Here is a 19,893-nt window from a genome sequence, read left to right as displayed (position 1 = left end):
GTCCCGTTCAGGCCTTCACCGCCCGCTTGTTGGCCTCGGTAATTGTCCAGTAGTAAATCGTGCGGCCGTCGACGTCGTCCTTCCTTTCAGGCGGCCATTCCGGCCCCATGTCGAAGGCGTGGGAAACCACGCGCGTGCCGACCCTGAGCTGCCGCCACAAGCGCGGCCGCAGCTTGACGTTCACGGAAGGCAGCAGGTAGAGCGTGACCACGGTGGCCGGCGAGACGTCGGCCTCGAACAGGTCGCCCACCTTGAAGCTGACGCGGTCGGCCACACCGGCGGCCCTGGCGTTTTCCTTCGCTTCGGCGATGCGTACCGGATTGAGGTCGATGCCGGTGCCGCGGGCGCCGCGCGTCCTGGCGGCGGTGACCACGATGCGGCCATCGCCGCAGCCGAGGTCGTACAGCACGTCGTTCTTGCCCACCCGCGCCATCGACAGCATCCGCTCCACCACTTCCTGCGGCGTCGGCACGTAGGGCACGTCCAGGCGCGATGGCTCGACTTCCTGGGCCGGCAGCGAGCGGGCGGGCAAGAGGCTCGCGCCCGCCGCGGCGGCGGCGGACAGCAGCAGGGTACGGCGGCGTTGGTCGGTACTCATGGGCGCTCCTTGGTTGAATTACGGGAGGTCCTCGCGGTCGAGGAAGAGCAGCAGCAGCGATCCGCTGGCGAGGACGGCGACTCCGATCCAGGCAGCGTTCAGCCCGCCGAGCGACTGGCTGTACACATAGGACAGGCTGGACCAGAGCATGTAGGCGCAGCTGGCGCAGAACAGCAGCGGCAGCAGGGGATACAGGGGCACGCGGAAGGGACGCGGCAGGTCGGGTTCGCGCCGCCGCAGCACGAACAGCGACACGCCGCTGAGCAGGAAGAACAGCCAGAACACCGGCGCCGTGAACTCGACCATGGCCTTGAAGCCGCTGCCGAACGCGACCCCGAGGCCGACCAGCAGCAGGGCGGCGCCGCACTGGACCGACAGCGCCACCGCCGGGGTGCCGCGTTCGGCGTCCCAGCGGCCGAGCTGCCTGAGCGGGCGCCAGTCGCGTCCCATGGCGTAGCCGGTGCGGGCGCCGACGATCATGGTCGCGTTGATCGAGGTGAGGGCCGAGATCGCCACCAGCACGCAGATCAGTTTCTCGCCGGATGCGCCGAAGGCGCGTCCCATGACGTCGGCGGCCAGGGTCTCGGATGCCGCCATGCCCTGCATGCCCAGGGTCTGCAGGCAGGCCCAGGTGACCATCAGGTAGAGCACGGTGATGATCAGGATCGAGAAGCTCAGTGCGCGCACCATGCTGGTGGCGCCGCCGCGTACCTCGGCGCTGATGTAGGCGGCCTCGTTCCAGCCGCCATAGGTGAGCAGCACGAAGACCATGGCCAGGCCGAAGGAGACCGGCGCCGCCGTCGCCGCCACCGGCGCCACCGCCGGGGCCGGTTCCGTGAAGAAGGCGGCGGCCGCGGCCAGCAGTATCAGGCCACCGATCTCGGCCAGGGTCAGCCAGGTCTGGGCGCCGGCGCCGGTGCGCAGGCCCCGCAGGTTGAGGAGCGACAGGACGAGGATCACGGCGCAGGCGTAGGCGGTCGCGCCCCAGCCCGCGGGCAGCATGCTGAGCGGCACGGCCTGCTGCATGTAGTCGCCGAATACGAAGGCCAGCAGGGCGATCGAGCCGGTGGTGATCACTGCAAAGCGGGCCCAGCCGAACAGGAAGGCGGTGCCGCGGCCGTAGGCGCGGTGCAGGAAATGGTAGTCGCCGCCCGGATGGGGATAGGCCGTGCTCAGTTCCGAATAGCACAGGGCGCCGACCAGCGAGATCAGGCCGCCCAGGATCCACATGCCGAACATCCAGTCGGCACTACCGCTGAGTCCGGCGACGATGGAGGGCGATTTGAAGATGCCGGCGCCGATCACGACGCCGACGATGAGGGCAATGGCCTCGCGCAGGCCGAGCAGCCGGCGCGGCTCGGTGCCGTCGCCGCCTGGGGCAAACGCGTCCTCTTCGGTGCGGTCCATGTGGTGCCGGTCAAGGTGCTGGAGGGAGACGACGGGGCCTGCGGCGAGGATTATAGGGAAGGGTTTTCGCGCGTGGCGCGCGGCTGAATCCTGCCGCGTGGATGGGAAGGGTTTACTTCGCGCTGACGTTGACCATGCCCTTGAAGTCGTAAGGAATCACCACAGTCTGCACCTTGCCCTCGGCAATCCCTTCCGCAATCTTCATCTGGGCCTGCGCCTGCATGTAGCTGATCGCGCCCGCATTCGCATTCAGCGCCGCGATGCGCTCGGCCTCCTTCTTCGCGATCTGCACCTCGACCTCCTTGGTCTTCTCTTCGTTCTTGGCACGCACCAGGTTGTCGGCGCTGGCCTTGACCGCGTCGCTCGGCACCATGCTCCCGACGCGCACCTGCGAGATCACGATGCCGTTGAGCTTTTCCTCGTTCAGGGTGGCGGCCATGACCTGCTGGATCTCCTGCTCGATCTGGGCGCGGTTGTCGTTCATGTTCAGCGCCTCGTACTTGCGCGCGGTCTTGTACACGGCATTGCGCGCGGTCTGGTAGATGTAGGCGTGCATCAGGTAGATGTCGCCGCTGTCGTCCACATTGTGGAAGGATCGGCTCTTGTTGATGTAGAGGTCAGACACCGACGAGGGCGTGATGTTGTAGATCACGCTGATATCGAATTCCTTCATGGTCGAGTTGTCGGCGGCGAGCGGGGTCAGGTTCTGCACGTCGACGCTGACGTCCTTCACCGGGAAGGTGAGGATCTTGCCCACCAGGGTCTGGTTGAAGCTGCCGGCGACGCGCTCTTCCGGCTCGATGGTCTTGTCGAAGTTGACGCGCAGGCCCACTTCGCCGGTATCGACGATGGTGCAGCCGCTGGCAAGGACGCCGATGGCGGCTGCCACGGCGATGGCGAGATATAGTTTTTTCATTGTTCTCTCTTTCAGGTTTTCCCAAGCGCACCGGCGTATTGACCGGCGCGCAGGGAAAGATAACAGCTTTCGGAGAGAAGAAATCCTCGGTTTCTCACCGGGCCAGGAAAGGCAGCGCGCGTGCCAGCAGCGCCTCGGGCGCTTCTTCCGGGATGTAGTGGCCGCAAGGAAGGGCCTCGCCCTCGACCTGCGTCGCCACCCTGCGCCATTCGCGCAGAGGATCGAAGCAGCGTTGCACCACGCCCTGAGCACCCCACAGGGCCAGCAAGGGCATGTCGATGCTGCGGCCGGCGTCGCGGTCGGCACGGTCGTGCTCCAGGTCGATCCCGGCGGCGGCGCGGTAGTCCTCGCAGATCCCGTGGGCGGTGCCGGGCAGGGCGAGGCAGCGTGTGTATTCGGCCAGCGCGCGCGGATCGAAAGGCGCCAGGCCGGCGCTGCGGCGCCCCATCACATCGCGCAGGTAGGCGGCGGGATCGGCCTCGATCAGGCGTTCGGGCAGCGGCGCGGGCTGGATCAGGAAGAACCAGTGCCAGTAGGCGCGCGCAAAGGCCTCGCTCGTCCCTTCGTACATGGCCAGCGTGGGCGCGATGTCGAGCAGCACCGCGCGCTCGACCGCCTGCGGGTGGTCGGCCATCAGGCGGTGCGCCACGCGGGCCCCGCGGTCGTGCGCCATCACGCGGAAGCGCGCGAAGCCGAGGCTGCGCATGGCCGCCAGCATGTCGGCGGCCATGCTGCGCTTGCTGTAGTTCGCATGGTCCGGCGCGCCGTGCGGCTTGGACGAGTCGCCGTAGCCGCGCAGGTCGAGCGCGACCACGGTGAAATCCCGCTGCAGGGTGGGCGCGAGCTTGTGCCAGATCGCGTGGGTCTGCGGGTGGCCGTGCAGCAGCAGCAGCGGCGGGCCGGCGCCGCCCATCACGCCGGCAATGGTGACGCCGTCGGCGCCCGCGGCGCGGACAGCTTGGAAACCGGGAAAGAGCATTTATAGGTGGGTCCAGGACGATCGAGAGGAAAAGTGTAACAGCCTGGGCCGTTCATGCCTTACGCCAGCCTGACGGGCCCCGGACTGTTGTAAATATGCCCAATTGCAAGTTTTACGAATTGACATCTTCTACCGTGCCCAGCAGTATCGATTGGCGCCCTCACCAGACCCGGCGCGCAACAACAACAAGAGGAATTCACAGATGCAGAAACATGTAACGGAAAAGACGGTCCTTGCCCTTGCCATCGCCTCGCTGTTCTCCGGCGCGCATGCGCAGGACACCGTGTCGACCGACCCGGCGGCTTCCGCCACGGTGGTCGTCACCGGCACCCGCGTGGCCAACCGCACCGCGCTCGATACGGCCGCCCCGGTCGACATCATCTCGGCCGAGACCATCAAGAACACCGGCAGCACCGAGATGAACCAGGCGCTGTCGATCGCGCTGCCTTCGCTGAACTTCCCGCGTCCGGCCATCACCGACGGCACCGACACCATCCGTCCCGCCACCCTGCGCGGCATGGCGCCGGACCAGACCCTGGTGCTGGTGAATTCCAAGCGCCGCCATGCGTCCTCGCTGGTCAACGTCAACGGCTCGATCGGCCGCGGCTCGGCGGCGGTGGACATGAACACCATCCCGACCGCGATCGTCAAAAGCGTCGAGGTGCTGCGCGACGGCGCCGCCGCCCAGTACGGGTCCGATGCAATCTCGGGCGTGGTCAACCTGCGCCTGCGTACGGACCGCACGGGCGGCGAGGCCAGCGTCACCTACGGCGCGCGCAAGACCGAATACGATCTGTGGAACGACGTTGCCCCGGCCGGCGCCACCTGGACCGCGCCCGCATCGCGCAAGCGCACCGACGGCCAGACCGGCACCGTCAGCCTGTGGAAGGGCCTGGCCCTGGGCGAAGCCGGCTACCTCACCGTCGCCGCCGAATACAAGAAGCAGGAACGCACCGAGCGCAGCGGCTACGACATGCGCCAGCAGTACCCGCGCGTGGCCGGCGGCGCCTTCGATCCGCGCGAGCTGAGCATCGACCGCTTCAACGCCTGGTACGGCGAGCCGGAGATGGAACAGGTCACCCTGTTCGCGAATGCCGGCTACGACCTGGGCGACGGCGTCAAGCTGTACGGCTGGGCCAGCGGCCAGAACCGCTTCGCGCGCTCGGGCGGCTTCTTCCGCCCGGCCCAGGATGCGCGCAACATCCTGTCGATCTACCCGAACGGCTTCCTGCCGATCATCGCGCCGAGCGTCAACGACTTCTCGGCTACCGGCGGCGTCACCTGGACCGCGGGCAGCTGGGACATGGATGCCTCGCTCGGCTACGGCGTCAACCGCATGGCCTACGACATCGAGAACACCCTGAACCGCTCGATCGGCGCCGGCAGCAAGCGTGAGTTCTACGCCGGCGGCTATTCGTATGACCAGCTGGTGTTCAACGTGACCGGCGTGCGCTCGCTCGACATGGCGAACCTGTCCTCGCCGCTGAACCTCGCGGTCGGCATGGAAGCGCGCCGCGAAGGCTACCAGCTGTTCGCGGGCGAGCCGGACTCCTGGCGCGCCGGCCCCGAGATCCTGCCGAGCGGCGTCCCGGCGGCCCCGGGCGCCCAGGTCTTCCCGGGCTTCCGTCCGGCCAACGAGGTCGATGCCCACCGCAGCGCGATCGGCGCCTTCGTCGACCTGGAAGCGAACATCACGCCTCAGTTCCTGGCCTCGGTCGCGGTGCGCGGCGAGCACTATACCGACTTCGGCAACAGCCTGGCCGGCAAGCTCTCGGGCCGCTACGACTTCAGCAAGGCCTTCGCCCTGCGCGGCGCGATCCAGAACGGCTTCCGCGCGCCATCGCCGCAGCAGCAGAACTTCACCGCCACCTCGACCAACTTCATCAACGGCGTGCCCTTCGAGATCACCACCTTCCGGCCGACCGACCGGGTGGCGGTGGCGCTCGGCGCCAAGCCGCTGGAAGCGGAAAAGTCGGTGAATGCCTCGCTCGGCGCGGTGATGCGCTTCGACCCGTTCAGCATCACCGTCGACGCCTACCGGATCGACATCGAAGACCGCATCATCCTGTCCGAGAACCTGACCCAGGCCAACGTCCGCAACTACATCATCTCCCAGGGGATCACAGGGGTGGGCGGCGGCCGCTTCTTCATCAACGGCGTCGATACCCGCACCCAGGGCGTGGACGTGGTGGTGAACTGGCCGCTGAAGACGGCGGGCGCCGGTAACTTCGACTTCACCCTGGCCGGCAACTTCACCGACACCAAGGTGACCAAGACACCGGTGACGGCGCAGCTGGCCGCCCTGAACCCGGCGCCGGTGCTGTTCGACCGCCTGAACGTGCTGTCGCTGGAGAAGGGCCAGCCGGAGAACAAGATCAGCGCCAACGTGAACTGGAAGCTGGGCCAATGGGGCGCGACCTTCCGTGCGACCCGCTACGGCAAGACCCTGTCGCCGGGGACCACCGCGGCGCTGGACTTCTGGATGGGTGCGAAGACGCTGGTCGACCTCGAGGCGCGCTATGCCTTCACGCCGAAGCTGAGCCTGGCGCTGGGCGCGGACAACGTGTTCGACCAGTATCCGGAGACCCTGCCTCCGGTGCTGAACAGCACCGGCAACACGCCGTTCGCGAACTACGCGCCCTTCGGCCGCGGCGGACGCTTCCTCTATGCCCGCATGAACTACGGGTTCTGATGGAAGACAAGGTGGGAGGCGATGCCTCCCACCTTGTTATTGATTGACGACGGCGCCGGCACCGGCGCTGAGCAGCCAGCCGGTCATCAAGAGGAACAGCATCCACAGCGCGAACAGCTTCGACAGGCGGCGGATATCGCCGGCGTTCTCGAACAGGGTCGGACGGCTGTAGGCGACGCCGGCAAAATAGGCGCCGAACACGGTTGCCATGTAGTGGACGGCGCCGAACATCTCGCCCAGCTCGCCCTTGCGCGGGTGCTCGATCAGGGTGTGCGACAGGGCCACCAGCACCAAGTAGGGCACCGAGGCCGACAGCGGCGGCAAATACAGGCCCATCGATTCGACCCAGCGCTGTACGCCCGGCTTGAAACGCGCCACGAGCGGCAGGATCAGGTTGTGGGTGATGCCGGCGATGAAGATCAGCTTCAGCAGCACGTTCTTGTGCAGGCTGCCGTTGCCGACGGCGAGGTTGTGGATATTGGTCTCGCCCTGGCGGTTATTCTGCAGGAAGAAGTCCGACGACTGGACGTCGAGGATGCGCTGGAACCAGCTGATTTCTTCCAGGGCCGCGAGGGCGCACAGCAGGCTCAGGCCGCCCAGTGCCAGCAATTCCAGCACGCCGCGGTCGCTGCGCTTCAATCGCTCCGAGAACGCGAAGCCGAGCAGGCCGGCGAGCGCGCTGAAGCAGAGGAACTGCATCCATTCGACGATCCCGTCCTCGACCAGCAGGCGATCCAGCTTGGCCGGTTCGTCCGACCAGGCGACCGAGAGCAGCAGCACGCAGACGTTGATGAAAATCCCGGTGGCGATTGCGGGATGGAGAAACCATTTCTTGTTTGCCACAGACTACTCCTTGATGGGTGAAAACGGATCGACTGCCCGCGCGCCGCGCGACAGCAGGGCGCGCAGGGCGGCGGCGCCCAGAGAAACGAGGGACCAGCCCCACAGCAGCGGGTCGAGCAGGGCGTCCCACAGGTTCCCGCTCGGCAGGCGCGCCAGCGAGAACAGCAGCAGCGCGCCGAGGATGGCGCAGGCCTGGGTCCTGCCCCGGCCGCGCACGGCGGCCAGCGCACAGGCGGCGGCCAGCAGCACCGCGCACAGCGCCGCACCGGGGCCGAAGCCGGCGTAGTAATAACCGCCTGCCAGCAGGCCGAAGGCGTCGAGGTAGAGCAGCGCGCCGCTCACGGCTAGCAGCGCGGCCAGCGGCAGCGGCAGGATGGGGCCCGCGCCGTCCGCACTGCGCCAACGCGCCACCAGTGCGGCGAGGCAGAGGCCGGCCAGCAGGCCGCTCGGGTACTGGAAGGCCAGGCCCAGGTGCCATGCGGGCGACGCCGGACCCGGCAGCGCCGTCAGGGCCAGGCAGGCCGCGACGAGGCCTGCCAGCACGCGGCGCGGCAGGCGCCAGGCCGCGGGCCAGAGGGCGCCCAACAGCGCGGCCAGCACCAGCGCCCAGGCCAGGCGCGCATACACGAATTGCGAGAAAAGCTCGGGCAAGGCCATCAGATGTTCTCCCCGATGCTGATGCGGTAGCGGTGGTGCGCGATCGCCCGGCGCTGGAAGGTGTAGGTGACGTGCAGCTCGTTGCCGACCTGCTGCATGGTCGGGTACGAGAATTCGTCGCCCGCTGCGCCGATGGCGACATCGGCGGCGGTGCGCCAGGTTTGGCCATCCTTCGACAGCGACAGGCGCAGCAGGCTGCGCGAGGAACCGCCCGCGCGGATGTGGTTGTGCAGCATCAGGAAGTCGCCATTCGCCAGGCGCAGCGCGGCCATCGAGGTGTTTTCGTTGTTCAGTTCCAGCGGCGGCAGGTCTTCCCAGCTGGCGCCGCCGTCGCGGCTGCGCGCATGCTGGACGCGCCGCTCGTCGCTGGCGTCGCGCATCCAGGCGCGCACCTCGCGCTTTGAGACCGGCACGATGGCCGGCTGCAGGGTGGTGGTGCGCGCACCGATCCGTCCCAGTCCGGTCGGTTCGCCGTCGGCGTCGAAGGCCATCATCATCGGGTACTTGATGCCGATTTCGAAATACACCGGCAGCCACCAGCCGCCGTCGACCAGGCCGACCGCGTTGGTGCGCACCAGCACGCTGGTATTGAAGAGCGGCGACATCGGCAGCACGCGCCGCATCTCGAAGGTCTTGCCTTCGTCCGCCGACACCATGTGGGCGACGCGCGAGGCCGCCCAGCCGCCCAGGCCGGTGGCGACCACGTACAGGTGGATGCGGCCGTCGGGCCCCGTCCAGGCGACCGGGTTGCCGATGCGGCGCACACCGTAGCCGAGCGCCGTGCCGAGCGAATCGCGGCTGGCGACTTCCCAGGGCGTGCCCCATTTGCCGTCCTGCCATCGGGCGGCGTAGACCTTGACGTCCGGGCCGCTCTCGCGGCTGCCGGCCCACCAGAAGCTCAGCATGCGGTCGCCCGGCAGGGTCGCCATCGCGCTGGCATGCGCCGAGGGCGTATTCTGCGGCATCGGGATGAGGGAACGCGACAGTTCGGACAGGGCCGCAGGTCCCGGCAGGACGGTCTGTACCGTGGCGGGAGCGGCGGCGGCGCGCGCGCTGCGGGTCCAGCGGGCCGCCTCGGCGGCGGCGATGGCCAGCACCACCGTTGCGCAGGCAAGGGCGGTAAGGCGGCGCGCAGTCGTGCGCGCTGGCGGGGAAGGCTCCATAAACTCCCTGCGAGCCGGGCAAGGCCGGTCCGCGACTCTGTCTGTAAAGGCAACGAACTGCCGGGTAGCGGCCGCCGTCGCTCAAAGCTGGCTGGGCTGTAACCGGCAAAGGCGCTATCCTACAGGAAAGGTCCGCAGATGGCATTCTCTGGTGCAATCCGGCGACGCCTGCGCCACACTCGGGTGGCGCGGGAGGCCGGTTCACGGTAGCGGAAAGCGAATTCGTCGCATCCGGCTTGCCCAGATGGCGCCGGCTGAGGAGAATGCGGGCATCTGAACACACCGGAGCGAGACAAAATGACAAGCCCTCCACCCGGCAGCATGCGCCTGGACATGCAAACACCCCCGCCACCGCCATCCGTGCCCGAGGGGACCTCGGTTGCGGCGGTCCTGCTGCGCGACCTGCGGCTGGCGCTCGCCATGGGCGCGCTGGCGGCGGTGGTGATCACCCTGGTGATCGGCCGTCCCGAGACGCTGTACGAGCAGCTGCTGTATTCCTGCTGCATCGCCGTGCTGGGCTTCGTCATCGTCGATGCCGCGCGGCTGCTGTTCTGGCCCGAACCGCGGCATGGCCGCCAGTGGCTGGCGCTGTTCGGCGTGGCGGCGCTGGCCGCACCGGTGGCCCATTTCACCGTCGTGCAGCTGGTGGGCCGCCTGCTCGACCACAATCCACCGGGCCTGGCCGACTATCCGACGCTGCCGCGCGTCAGCCTGATCATCCTGACCTTCCTCATCCTGTGCGGCGGCATGCTGCTGCAGGCCCACCGCGAGGGATTCCGGCGCGCCGAGCGCGAGCACCATGCGGCACGCCTGCGCGCCGAGACGGTCGAGCGCCAGGCCCTGCAGGCGCAGCTGCGCCTGCTGCAGGCCCAGATCGAGCCGCACATGCTGTTCAATACCCTGGCCAACCTGCAGGGCCTGATCGCGCTCGACCCGGAACGCGCCAACACCATGCTCGACCAGCTGATCCAGTACCTGCGCGCCACCCTGGGCGTCACGCGCTCGGAGAGCACTACCCTGGGCGAGGAATTCGCCGCCATGGAGGCCTATCTCGGCCTGATGGGCGTACGGATGGGCGAGCGTCTGGCCTACCGCCTCGCGCTGCCCCCGGAGCTGCGCCGGCTGCGGCTGCCGCCGATGCTGCTGCAGCCGCTGGTCGAGAATGCGATCGTGCACGGCCTGGAGCCGAAGATCGAGGGTGGCGAGATCACGATCTCGGCCGAGGCGCGCGACGGCCTGCTCGACATCCGCGTGCAGGACACCGGCCTGGGCCTCGGCCAGGCAAGCGCAACATCCGGCGGCGGCGTCGGCGTCGCCACCACCCGCGAGCGGCTGCGCGTGCTGTACGGCGAGCGCGCCTCCGTCCTGCTCGTTCCCGGACCGGCGCAAGGCACGCTAGTCCGCCTCACCTTACCCCTGGAGACCGCATGAGCGTCAAGGCCCTGATTGCAGAAGACGAACCGATCCTGGCGGCGACCCTCGCCCGCCTGCTTGCCAAGCTGTGGCCCGAGCTCGACATCGTCGGCACCGCGCCGAACGGCGTCGCCGCCGTCGAGCAGGCATTGATGCTGCAGCCCGAGGTGCTGTTCATGGACATCAAGATGCCCGGCCAGACCGGCATCGAAGCGGCCGAGGAACTGGCCGAGCGCTGGGAAGGCCCGGCGCCTTTCCCGCACGTAGTGTTCGTGACGGCCTACGACGACTACGCGGTGCAGGCCTTCGAGCAGGCCGCGGCCGACTACGTGCTCAAGCCGGTGAACGAGGCGCGCCTTGCGCGCACGGTCGAACGCCTGCAGGGGCTGCTCGCCAAAGGTCGGGATGGCGAGGACAGCGATCCGCTGGCCCAGCTGGTCGGCCGGCTGCAGGCCCTGGTGCCGGCCGGCGCCGCGCCCGAGCGCCTGAGCATCGTGCGCGCCGCGGTCGGCAACATGGTGCGCATGATCCCGGTGTCGGAGGTGGTGTTCTTCCAGGCCACCGACAAATATGTCAACGTGGCGACCGGCGAACACGAATCCCTGATCCGGGTGCCGCTCAAGGAATTGCTGCCGCAGCTGGACCCGGCGCAGTTCCGGCAGATCAACCGCAGCATGGTGGTGAACATGTCCTGCGTCGCCAGCGCCGGGCGCGACACCATGGGCAAGGTGATGCTCACCCTGCGCAACCGTCCCGAACAGCCGCGCGTCAGCCCGGTGTACGCCCACCTGTTCCGGCAAATGTAAGGATCAGGGCAGGCCGGTGCCGCGGGCGCGGCCGCCGCGCACCAGCCGCAGCACCGTCCCCGCCAGCAGGTGGGCCGCGAAGGAGCAGGCCGCGATGACCGAGGCGATCAGCACCGGCAGCACGGCACCGAAGGTGAAGGTCATGCCGAGGGCGAAGCCGAGCACGATCTCGGCGCGCCAGGCGTGCACCAACAGGGCCGCGGCGAAGGCGCCGAAGAAGATCCAGGTCACCGCAGGATGACCCAGCGTAAAGGCCAGCGCCAGCGCCGCGCCCCACACCAGTGCAATCGCGAAGCGCGCCTGCGCCAGGGAGCGGAAGCGCTCGCGGCTGCCGGCCTGCACCAGGGTCGCGGCGCGGCGCTGGATGCGACCCACCAGGAACCACACCAGCAGCGGCACCACCAGCAGGCCCCACCAGTTGGAGATCGCGGGCAGCTCGGGATTGTTCAGCAGGTGGTGCGCAGGCACCCCGCCATGGGTGTATGCCCAGCCGAGATGGCAGGTTTCGAGGGCGAAGGCGGAGATGGCGAGGATGAGGCGGGAATGCAGGGCAGGGCGGGCGAACATGGCACGGATCCTTTGCGGTGAGCCCGGCCGTCAATACGAGGCCGGGCCGGCCATCTTATCAAGCTTGCCGCTTTTACCACAATGCGCTTTGGGTAGAGTGTGGTTCGGCCGACTCAATCCAGCATCGCCAGGGCGTCGCCGGTGCCGAGGACCGCGGCGTATTCGGCGGCGAGGTTCGCCAGCGACATCGCGTGCACCTCGTCGGCGCTGCGCTGCGTGCCCGCATGGTCGCGCTGCGCGAAGCAGTAGCAGGCGTCGGCGGCAACTGTCACGCTGAAGCCGAGATTGCCGGCACTGCGCACGCTGCACTCGACCGAGACGTTGGTGCTGACCCCGGCCACCACCAGGCGCTCGATCCCGCGCACCCGCAGCCAGCGTTCGAGGCCGGATTGGATGAAGGCGTCCGGCACGTTCTTCTCGACCACGTGCTCGCCGGGGCGCGGCGCGAAGGCCGGCTGGAACATGGCGCCGGGCCGGCCGGGCGCGAAACCCGACCCGGGCGAGCGCGAGATGTGGCGCACGTGGACTATCGGGGCGCCGCGGCCGCGCCAAGCTTCCAGCAGCGCGGCGATGCTGGCTTCCGCTCCATGGTTGTTGCGTGCCCCCGCTGAAGGGCTGGCCATGCATTGCTGCATGTCGATGAGGATCAGGGCAGGGAGGTCGTGTCGCATGGGCTGGCCAGGGGTTGTCGAAACCACCATGCTAACGCAGGAGGACGGCTTTGGTACACTAGCGCCTTTGATAATCCTGAAGGCCTCGATGATGGCGCAACCGCTGGAGCTTCGCGCACGCGCTCTGCAATCACTGCTCGACACCGATCCCGCCTCCAAGGCCGCCGGCGTGGCTGCGCTGGTGGCCGCCCACCGGGCCGGCGACTGGACCGTCGACACGGACGCGGTGCTGGAGGCACCCGACGGCATCCCCGGCCGTCCCGCGCGGCCCGAGCTGGTGCCGCCGCGCCAGGTCGGCCGGCGCTCGATGGCGACCGTCGAAGGCCGCGCCATGCTGGTCCACGCGCTGGCCCACATCGAATTCAACGCCGTCAACCTGGCCCTCGACGCCCTGTGGCGCTTCCCCGGCATGCCGCGGGATTACTACACCGACTGGCTGCGCGTGGCGGGCGAGGAAGCGCAGCACTTCACCATGCTGAGCGCCCACCTGGCCACGCTCGGCTATGCCTATGGCGACTTCGCGGGCCACGACAGCCTGTGGGAGATGGTCGAGAAGACCCGCGGCGACGTGCTGGCGCGCATGGCCCTGGTTCCGCGCACGCTGGAAGCGCGCGGGCTCGATGCGATCCCGCCGCTGCGCGCCAAGCTGGCCCAGGCCGGCGACCTGGATGCTGCTGCCATCCTCGACGTGCTGCTGCGCGACGAGGTGGGCCATGTGGAGATCGGCAACCGCTGGTACCTGCACCTGTGCGCCCTGCGCGGGCTGGAGCCGGTGGCCACCTATGCCGACCTGACGGTGCGCTACAAGGCGCCGGTCTTGAAGGGTCCCTTCAACATCGAGGCGCGGCGCCAGGCTGGCTTCAGCGAAGCGGAGCTGGCCCGCTTTTCGTGATGGACACATCAGCGCTGCAGGGCTTCCTGCTGACCCGCCACTGGCGCGATCTTGATGCCGGCACCGAAGTCGAATTCTGGATCGCCACCGACGACGGTCCGCGCTGCGTGCGCCTGGGGCCGCAGGCGCCGGTCGCCTTCCTGCCGCTCGAGCAGCGCGCCGCGGCCGAGCTGGTGCTGCACAGCGAAAAGAAGGGCTGGGAGCTGAAGGAGCTGTCCCTGTGCGACTTCCAGCACCGGCCCGTGCTCGGCCTGTACTGCCGTCAGTACCGCCAGCTGCTGCGCCTGGAGAAGCGCCTGAGAGAATTTGGCGTCGACGTCTACGAAGCCGACGTGCGCCCGCCCGAGCGTTACCTGATGGAGCGCTTCATCACGGCGCCGGTGCTGGTGCAGGGCAGCCCGGATGCGCAGGACCCGCGCCTGATCCTCGACGCCCAGCTTAAGCCGGACGGCGATTACCGCCCCCGACTGCGCCTGGTCTCGCTCGACATCGAGACCAACCAGCACGGCGAACTGTACTGCATCGGACTGGAGGGCTGCGGCCAGCGCCAGGTCTACATGCTGGGGGAGCCGAACGGCGCCGAACGTGCACTGGACTTCCAGCTCGACTACTGCGCGAGCCGCGCCGAACTGCTCGACCGCCTGGAAGAATGGATCGAACGGCACGACCCGGACGCCATCATCGGCTGGAACGTGATCCAGTTCGACCTGCGCATGCTGGTCCAGGCAGCGGAGCGCCGCGGCCGCCCGCTGCGCCTGGGCCGCGACGGCAGCGCCATCGAGACCCGTGAGCATGGGCGTTCGGAGCACTTCTTCGTGTCGATCGCGGGACGCCTGGTCATCGACGGCATCGAGGCGCTGCGCTCGGCCACCTACAGCTTTTCCTCGTTCAGCCTGGAGTCGGTGACCCAAGCCCTGCTGGGCGAAGGCAAGGCGATCGACAATCCCTACAGCCGGATGGACGAGATCAACCGCATGTTCGCCGAGGACAAGCCGGCGCTGGCCTTCTACAACCTGAAGGACTGCGAACTGGTCACCCGCATCTTCGAGAAGACCGAGCTGGTCCGCTTCCTGCTGGAGCGCGCCAGCGTCACCGGCCTGGCGCTGGACCGCATGGGCGGCTCGGTGGCGGCCTTCGAGCATCGCTACATGCCGCTGATGCACCGCCAGGGCTTCGTCGCGCCGAATATCGGCGACGTCGCGGCAGGCGACAGCCCCGGCGGCTTCGTGATGGATTCACGCTCCGGCCTCTACGATTCGGTGGTGGTGCTCGACTATAAAAGCCTGTATCCCTCGATCATCCGCACCTTCCTGATCGACCCGGTCGGCCTGGTGTCCGGCCTGGCCGAACCCGAGGAGAACACCGTCCCGGGCTTTCGCGGCGGGCGCTTCTCGCGCACGCGCCACTGCCTGCCCGGCATCGTGCGCCAGGTATGGGAAGGCCGCGAGCAGGCCAAGCGCGAGCGCAATTCGCCATTGTCGCAGTCGCTGAAGATCATCATGAACGCCTTCTACGGCGTGCTGGGTACCACTGCATGCCGCTTCTTCGACCCGCGCCTGGCGTCCTCGATCACCATGCGCGGCCACGAGATCATGCACCGCACCCGCGCCCTGATCGAGGCGCAGGGCTACCAGGTGATCTACGGCGACACCGACTCCACCTTCGTGTGGCTCGGCGTGGCGCATGGCCAACAGGAAGCGGAGCGCATCGGACACGCGCTGGTCGAGCGGGTGAATGGCTGGTGGCGCGAGCACCTGCGCGAGGAGTACGGGCTGGCGTCGAGCCTGGAGCTGGAATTCGACACCCATTACGCGCGCTTCCTGATGCCGACCGTGCGCGGTTCGGATGAGGGCAGCAAGAAGCGCTACGCCGGCCTGGTGGCCGACGCGGACGGCAAGGAGGAGGTGGTCTACAAGGGACTGGAGACGGTGCGCACCGACTGGTCGCCGCTGGCGCAGCAGTTCCAGCAGGAGCTCTACCTGCGCATCTTCCGGCGCGAACCCTACGAGGCCTGGGTGGCCGACTACGTGGCGCGCACGCTGCGCGGGGAGCTGGACGAACTGCTGGTCTACCGCAAGCGCCTGCGCCGCCCGCTCGACGAGTACGAGCGCAACGTGCCGCCGCACGTGCGGGCGGCGCGCATGGCCGACGCCTTCCACACCGGCCAGGGACGGCCGGCGCAGTACCGCAGGGGAGGCTGGATTCGCTACGTGATGACGACCGCGGGGCCGGAGCCGCTGGAACTGCGGAGGGCGCCGGTCGACTACGAACACTATCTGACGAAGCAGCTGGAGCCGATTGCGGATGCGATCCTGCCCTTCGTGGGTGACAGCTTCGCGCGGCTGACCAGTCCGCAGGGCGCGTTGTTCTGATCCATCTGGCGAGCGCCTGGATGAGCGCTGCGTCAGTCGATTGGCGGCTATACTTTCCAGGTCGCCGGCTTTCCAGGTAACAAAGCCTGCGCCAAGGACTTCGCCGATACGGCCTTGTAGTTGACCTGCCACATATCATTCTCGATGAATCGACTTTTGCTTGCCGTGCTTCTCGCCATGAGTGGCACAGCGCACGTGTTCGCCGCAGAATCAGACACGAACTCTTCGTTCAAAAGCGCCGTCGCTTCAGAGCTCGCACGCATCTGGAATGAGGGCGATACCAATATTTATCTGCCGCTGCACACGCACCACCTGCGACGCGCTTACAGCCCAGGGATGGTGGCGTCCTTCAATGAGAACACTTACGGCCTGGGCTATGGCCGTAGCTTCAAAGATGCACAGGGCGGATGGCATGGACTCTATGCGATGGCTTTCAAGGATTCGTATTTTAAAGTTGAGCCAGTCGTGGGCTATGCCAGGCTTTATCCGCTTGCCCGAGTGGGCGAAGCATCATTTCATGTTGGCTACACTGCATTCATCACGGCACGCCACGATGTGGGGCGCTACGTGCCCATTCCCGGAGCGTTTCCGTTGATGTCCGTTGAGGTCGGCCGTCTATCGCTCATGACAACGTTCACGCCGGGTAGACGCAATACAGGTAACTTGTTCTTCATTTTTGCGAAGGTTACATTGCCTAAGTGATAGTTCCCCAGGAGATTGAGCCCACTGGTCAGGGTGGCCGACAGTGCCGGCCACCGTACGGTTCACTCGTCCTCTGCGAACGCTTCCTGACGCTTCTTGCGCAGCGACGGCAGCAGCACAATGCCCAGCGCGATCGCCGCCATGGCCAGCATGGTGGCGCTGATCGGGCTGCGCACGAAGACCATCGGGTCGCTGTGCGAGAGCAGCAGCGCGCGGCGCAGGTATTCCTCCATCATCGGGCCGATGATGTAGCCGAGCAGCATCGGCGCCGGTTCCGCACCCAGCTTGGCGCAGATGTAGCCGAACAGGCCGAACAGTGCCATCAGCCAGATGTCGAACTCGTTGTTGTTCAGGCTGAACACGCCGATCGCGCAGAACATCAGGATCGCCGGATACAGGCGGTGGTAGGGCACCAGGATCATCTTGACCCACAGGCCGATCATCGGCAGGTTCAGCACCACCAGGAACAGGTTACCGAACCACATCGACACGATCAGGCCCCAGAACAGGGCCGGCTGCTCGGTCATGACGGCCGGTCCCGGCTGGATGCCCTGGATGATCATCGCGCCGATCATCAGCGCCATCACCGGGTTCGACGGGATGCCGAGGGTGAGCATCGGGATGAAGGAAGTCTGGGCGCCGGCATTGTTGGCCGATTCCGGCGCCGCCACGCCCTCGATCGCGCCCTTGCCGAAATTCTTCGCGTTGGGCGAGATCTTCTTCTCGATAGAGTAGGACGCAAACGAGGCCAGCATGGCGCCGCCGCCCGGCAGGATGCCCAGCGCCGAGCCGAGGAAGGTGCCGCGCAGGACCGGCGCGACGATGCGCTTGAGGTCGTCCTTGGTCAGCATCAGGCCCGAGACCTTCTTCATCAAGAGGTTGCGGTCCTCGCCATGCTCCAGGTTGCGGATGATTTCGCCGATGCCGAACATGCCCATCGCGACGATCACGAAGTTGATGCCGTCGGCCAGCTCAGGCACGTCGAAGGTGTAGCGCTGGGCGCCCGAATTGACGTCGGTGCCGATCAGGCCGAGCAGCAGGCCGAGCAGGACCATGCCGATGGCGTTGAGCAGGGAGCCGCTCGCCAGCACCACCGAGGCGACCAGGCCCAGCACCATCAGCGAGAAGTATTCGGCCGGGCCGAACTTGAGCGCCAGGTCGGCCAGCGGCGGGGCGAACAGCGCCAGCAGGATGGTGGCCACGGTGCCGGCAAAGAAGGAGGACAGTGCCGCGGTGGCCAGCGCCTTGCCGGCATTGCCGTTGCGCGCCATCTGGTAGCCGTCCAGCGCGGTCACGACCGAGGACGATTCGCCCGGCAGGTTGACCAGGATCGCGGTGGTCGAGCCGCCGTACTGGGCGCCGTAGTAGATACCGGACAGCATGATCAGCGCCGAGACCGGCGGCAGGCCGAAGGTGGCCGGCAGCAGCATCGCGATGGTGGCGATCGGACCGAGGCCCGGCAGCACCCCGACGGCGGTGCCGACGAACACGCCGACCAGGCAGTAGAACAGATTGGTGAGGGTGAAGGCCGTTTCAAGACCCAGTCCCAGGTTGGCAAAGATTTCCATGTCTTACATTCCTCCCAGCCAAGGGCCGATGACCGGCATCGGCAGGCCGAGCAGTTTGACGAACAGCAGCACGGCGAACAGCGCCAGGCCGACGGCGAGCAGCAGCGAGCTGCCGAGCTTGAACTGCTTGCTGGCGAAGGCGCTCAGCAATACCAGTACGAAGGCGGCGACCGGGAGACCGGCGCCGCGCATCAGGATGCCGAACAGGATCACGGCGCCCAGGATGATGACGATGTCCTTGATGTGGAAGGTGCCGATCGCGTCATGGGCCTCGGACCTTTGCCCGATGAAGGAGCGGATGATGCCGCCGAGGCCGACGAGGGCCAGCAGGCCGCCGAGCACGGTGGGGAAATAGCCCGGGCCCATGCGGCCGGCGCTGCCCATCTCGTTGTCACCGATGAGGTAGATGGCGGCAAGGCCGAAGCATAGGAAGATGAGGCCGATCCAGAAATTCTTAGGATGGCGGACGATGGAAGTCACTGCGAACCCCTTTGTTACTTGTTGTTGTCAGGTATTGAAAAGGCTGCGCCTGCCCAAAAGCCGCGCAGCCTTCAGCATCGCTGTTGCCGATCAGTCGGCGTACTGGCCGGCCTTGCTGATGATCGGGCCCCAGCGATCGATTTCCGACTTCACGTGGGCACGCAGGGCTTCCGGACGGGCGCGGTTTTCCGCCACCGGTTCGGTGCCGAGGTCGGCGAAGCGCTGCTTGACGGTCGGGTCCTTGAGGGCCGTGCGCAGGGCGCTCGACAAGGTGTCGATGACAGGCTTCGGCGTGCCCTTCGGCGCGTACATGCCGTGCCACACCGCCACCTCGAAGCCCGGCAAGCCGGCTTCATTCATGGTCGGCACGTTCGGCATCGACGCCAGGCGTTCCTTGGTGGTCACGCCGTAGACCTTGACCTTTCCGCTCTTGATCTGGCTGGTGGTATTGGTGGTCTGGTCGCACATCAGGTCCACCTGGCCGCCCAGCATGTCGTTCATGGCCGGGCCGGTACCCTTGTAGGGGACGGTGGTCAGGTCGACGCCGATGGCGGTCTGGAACAGCATGCCGCACAGGTGCGAGGCCGAGCCCAGGCCGGCGTTGGCGTAGGTGACCTTGGACTTGTTGGCCTTCACGTAGGCCAGCAGTTCCTTGAAGTCCTTGGCCGGGAAGTCCTTCTTGGCGATCAGGGTCATCGGCACGTCGGTGACCAGGCCGATCGGCTCGAAGCTGTCGATCGCGTTGTAGCTCAGCTTGCGGTACAGGGCCGGCGCGGTCGAGTGGCCGATGTGGTGCAGGAAGATCGTGTAGCCGTCCGGCGTTGCCTTGGCCACGCGCGCCGCGCCGATGGTGCCGCCGGCGCCGCCGACGTTCTCGACGATGATCTGCTGCTTGAGGGTGTTGCCCATCGACTGGGCCACCAGACGCGCCACGGTGTCGGTCGGTCCACCGGCGGCAAAGGGCACGATCATGGTGATGGTGTTGGTCGGATAGTTCTGGGCTGAAGCGTTTGAGAACGCGGCGCAGGCCAGGGCGATGGCTGCGGCGGAGCGCAGGAATGTCGTTTTCATGGGTGTCTTCCTCTAACCTCGGTTTTTATCTCGGTTTATCAGTACGGCGACGCAAAAACGCTCCAGGACAGCCACGGTGCAGGACACGACAGAGCC

Annotated in this window: 18 protein-coding genes; 6 read left to right on the top strand and 12 right to left on the bottom strand. The window is 67.3% G+C overall.

Features of this window, described 5'->3' with window-relative positions; genetic code table 11:
- Nucleotides 1-7: 7 nt before the first annotated feature.
- From AC56LK_RS03880 to AC56LK_RS03865, 4 genes are all read right to left on the bottom strand, one after another.
- Nucleotides 8-598: an SAM-dependent methyltransferase gene (locus AC56LK_RS03880; RefSeq protein ID WP_497183250.1), complete on the bottom strand. Its 591-nt coding sequence runs from the start codon at nt 596-598 to the stop codon at nt 8-10.
- An 18-nt stretch (nt 599-616) separates the two neighbouring features.
- Nucleotides 617-2,005, bottom strand: coding sequence for an APC family permease (locus AC56LK_RS03875; protein WP_497183249.1), 1,389 nt, complete (start codon nt 2,003-2,005; stop codon nt 617-619).
- A gap of 112 nt (nt 2,006-2,117) precedes the next feature.
- Nucleotides 2,118-2,921: an SPFH domain-containing protein gene (locus AC56LK_RS03870; protein WP_497183248.1), complete on the bottom strand. Its 804-nt coding sequence runs from the start codon at nt 2,919-2,921 to the stop codon at nt 2,118-2,120.
- A 94-nt stretch (nt 2,922-3,015) separates the two neighbouring features.
- On the bottom strand, nt 3,016-3,900 hold the full coding sequence (locus tag AC56LK_RS03865; RefSeq protein WP_497183247.1) for an alpha/beta fold hydrolase: 885 nt from the start codon (nt 3,898-3,900) through the stop codon (nt 3,016-3,018).
- A 202-nt stretch (nt 3,901-4,102) separates the two neighbouring features.
- Here AC56LK_RS03865 and AC56LK_RS03860 point away from each other — a divergent pair, with 202 nt between their 5' ends.
- Nucleotides 4,103-6,592, top strand: coding sequence for a TonB-dependent receptor plug domain-containing protein (locus tag AC56LK_RS03860; RefSeq protein WP_497183246.1), 2,490 nt, complete (start codon nt 4,103-4,105; stop codon nt 6,590-6,592).
- A 36-nt stretch (nt 6,593-6,628) separates the two neighbouring features.
- On the opposite strand, the gene AC56LK_RS03855 is transcribed toward AC56LK_RS03860, so the two are convergent.
- The 3 genes from AC56LK_RS03855 to AC56LK_RS03845 are packed head-to-tail and all read right to left on the bottom strand — an operon-like array spanning nt 6,629 to nt 9,255.
- Nucleotides 6,629-7,435 (bottom strand): hypothetical protein, encoded by an 807-nt coding sequence (locus AC56LK_RS03855; protein ID WP_497183245.1) that lies wholly within the window; start codon nt 7,433-7,435, stop codon nt 6,629-6,631.
- A 3-nt stretch (nt 7,436-7,438) separates the two neighbouring features.
- Nucleotides 7,439-8,092 (bottom strand): hypothetical protein, encoded by a 654-nt coding sequence (locus AC56LK_RS03850; RefSeq protein WP_497183244.1) that lies wholly within the window; start codon nt 8,090-8,092, stop codon nt 7,439-7,441.
- Nucleotides 8,092-9,255, bottom strand: a complete 1,164-nt coding sequence (locus tag AC56LK_RS03845; RefSeq protein WP_497183243.1) for an exo-alpha-sialidase — start codon at nt 9,253-9,255, stop codon at nt 8,092-8,094. The genes AC56LK_RS03850 and AC56LK_RS03845 overlap by 1 nt, the downstream gene beginning before the upstream one ends.
- Nucleotides 9,256-9,552: 297 nt before the next feature.
- Here AC56LK_RS03845 and AC56LK_RS03840 point away from each other — a divergent pair, with 297 nt between their 5' ends.
- A complete protein-coding gene (locus AC56LK_RS03840; protein ID WP_497183242.1) occupies nt 9,553-10,686 on the top strand; it encodes a sensor histidine kinase in 1,134 nt (377 codons plus the stop codon).
- Nucleotides 10,683-11,474, top strand: coding sequence for a LytR/AlgR family response regulator transcription factor (locus AC56LK_RS03835; RefSeq protein ID WP_497183241.1), 792 nt, complete (start codon nt 10,683-10,685; stop codon nt 11,472-11,474). The genes AC56LK_RS03840 and AC56LK_RS03835 overlap by 4 nt, the downstream gene beginning before the upstream one ends.
- A gap of 3 nt (nt 11,475-11,477) precedes the next feature.
- Here the strand turns inward: AC56LK_RS03835 and AC56LK_RS03830 are convergent, their stop codons facing one another.
- Together AC56LK_RS03830 and AC56LK_RS03825 are read right to left on the bottom strand one after the other, a co-directional pair.
- Complete coding sequence (locus AC56LK_RS03830; RefSeq protein ID WP_497183240.1) at nt 11,478-12,041, bottom strand: hypothetical protein; 564 nt, start codon at nt 12,039-12,041, stop codon at nt 11,478-11,480.
- A gap of 113 nt (nt 12,042-12,154) precedes the next feature.
- Nucleotides 12,155-12,712 carry a cysteine hydrolase family protein gene (locus tag AC56LK_RS03825; protein ID WP_497183239.1) on the bottom strand — a complete coding sequence of 186 codons (558 nt, stop codon included), beginning with the start codon at nt 12,710-12,712 and terminating at the stop codon, nt 12,155-12,157.
- 91 nt (nt 12,713-12,803) lie between these two features.
- Between AC56LK_RS03825 and AC56LK_RS03820 the strand changes: the two genes are divergently transcribed.
- The 3 genes from AC56LK_RS03820 to pagP all read left to right on the top strand — a co-directional run bounded on the left by AC56LK_RS03820 (nt 12,804) and on the right by pagP (nt 16,678).
- A complete protein-coding gene (locus tag AC56LK_RS03820; protein WP_497183515.1) occupies nt 12,804-13,604 on the top strand; it encodes a ferritin-like domain-containing protein in 801 nt (266 codons plus the stop codon).
- Entirely contained in the window at nt 13,604-15,976 is a 2,373-nt protein-coding gene (locus AC56LK_RS03815) for a DNA polymerase II (RefSeq protein ID WP_497183238.1), read from the top strand. Before AC56LK_RS03820 ends, AC56LK_RS03815 begins: the two co-directional genes overlap by 1 nt.
- A 144-nt stretch (nt 15,977-16,120) precedes the next feature.
- Nucleotides 16,121-16,678, top strand: a complete 558-nt coding sequence (gene pagP / locus AC56LK_RS03810) for a lipid IV(A) palmitoyltransferase PagP (RefSeq protein WP_497183237.1) — start codon at nt 16,121-16,123, stop codon at nt 16,676-16,678.
- A gap of 62 nt (nt 16,679-16,740) precedes the next feature.
- On the opposite strand, the gene AC56LK_RS03805 is transcribed toward pagP, so the two are convergent.
- The 3 genes from AC56LK_RS03805 to AC56LK_RS03795 form a co-directional block, all read right to left on the bottom strand.
- Nucleotides 16,741-18,246, bottom strand: a complete 1,506-nt coding sequence (locus AC56LK_RS03805; RefSeq protein ID WP_497183236.1) for a tripartite tricarboxylate transporter permease — start codon at nt 18,244-18,246, stop codon at nt 16,741-16,743.
- 3 nt (nt 18,247-18,249) lie between these two features.
- Entirely contained in the window at nt 18,250-18,726 is a 477-nt protein-coding gene (locus AC56LK_RS03800) for a tripartite tricarboxylate transporter TctB family protein (protein WP_497183235.1), read from the bottom strand.
- A 90-nt stretch (nt 18,727-18,816) separates the two neighbouring features.
- A complete protein-coding gene (locus tag AC56LK_RS03795; RefSeq protein WP_497183234.1) occupies nt 18,817-19,797 on the bottom strand; it encodes a tripartite tricarboxylate transporter substrate binding protein BugD in 981 nt (326 codons plus the stop codon).
- Between the last annotated feature and the right edge of the window lie 96 nt (nt 19,798-19,893).

The organism is Telluria sp. ZB4P36 (assembly GCF_059685865.1).
This window is presented reverse-complemented; position numbering and strand designations above follow the sequence as displayed.

Excerpts from the sequence above, each read along its gene's own strand:
- AC56LK_RS03880 (WP_497183250.1), bottom strand. The coding sequence starts at position 598 with ATGAGTACCGACCAACGCCGCCGTACCCTGCTGCTGTCCGCCGCCGCC.
- AC56LK_RS03875 (WP_497183249.1), bottom strand. The coding sequence starts at position 2,005 with ATGGACCGCACCGAAGAGGACGCGTTTGCCCCAGGCGGCGACGGCACC.
- AC56LK_RS03870 (WP_497183248.1), bottom strand. The coding sequence starts at position 2,921 with ATGAAAAAACTATATCTCGCCATCGCCGTGGCAGCCGCCATCGGCGTC.
- AC56LK_RS03865 (WP_497183247.1), bottom strand. The coding sequence starts at position 3,900 with ATGCTCTTTCCCGGTTTCCAAGCTGTCCGCGCCGCGGGCGCCGACGGC.
- AC56LK_RS03860 (WP_497183246.1), top strand. The coding sequence starts at position 4,103 with ATGCAGAAACATGTAACGGAAAAGACGGTCCTTGCCCTTGCCATCGCC.
- AC56LK_RS03850 (WP_497183244.1), bottom strand. The coding sequence starts at position 8,092 with ATGGCCTTGCCCGAGCTTTTCTCGCAATTCGTGTATGCGCGCCTGGCC.
- AC56LK_RS03845 (WP_497183243.1), bottom strand. The coding sequence starts at position 9,255 with ATGGAGCCTTCCCCGCCAGCGCGCACGACTGCGCGCCGCCTTACCGCC.
- AC56LK_RS03840 (WP_497183242.1), top strand. The coding sequence starts at position 9,553 with ATGACAAGCCCTCCACCCGGCAGCATGCGCCTGGACATGCAAACACCC.
- AC56LK_RS03835 (WP_497183241.1), top strand. The coding sequence starts at position 10,683 with ATGAGCGTCAAGGCCCTGATTGCAGAAGACGAACCGATCCTGGCGGCG.
- AC56LK_RS03830 (WP_497183240.1), bottom strand. The coding sequence starts at position 12,041 with ATGTTCGCCCGCCCTGCCCTGCATTCCCGCCTCATCCTCGCCATCTCC.
- AC56LK_RS03825 (WP_497183239.1), bottom strand. The coding sequence starts at position 12,712 with ATGCGACACGACCTCCCTGCCCTGATCCTCATCGACATGCAGCAATGC.
- AC56LK_RS03820 (WP_497183515.1), top strand. The coding sequence starts at position 12,804 with ATGGCGCAACCGCTGGAGCTTCGCGCACGCGCTCTGCAATCACTGCTC.
- AC56LK_RS03815 (WP_497183238.1), top strand. The coding sequence starts at position 13,604 with ATGGACACATCAGCGCTGCAGGGCTTCCTGCTGACCCGCCACTGGCGC.
- pagP (WP_497183237.1), top strand. The coding sequence starts at position 16,121 with ATGAATCGACTTTTGCTTGCCGTGCTTCTCGCCATGAGTGGCACAGCG.
- AC56LK_RS03805 (WP_497183236.1), bottom strand. The coding sequence starts at position 18,246 with ATGGAAATCTTTGCCAACCTGGGACTGGGTCTTGAAACGGCCTTCACC.
- AC56LK_RS03795 (WP_497183234.1), bottom strand. The coding sequence starts at position 19,797 with ATGAAAACGACATTCCTGCGCTCCGCCGCAGCCATCGCCCTGGCCTGC.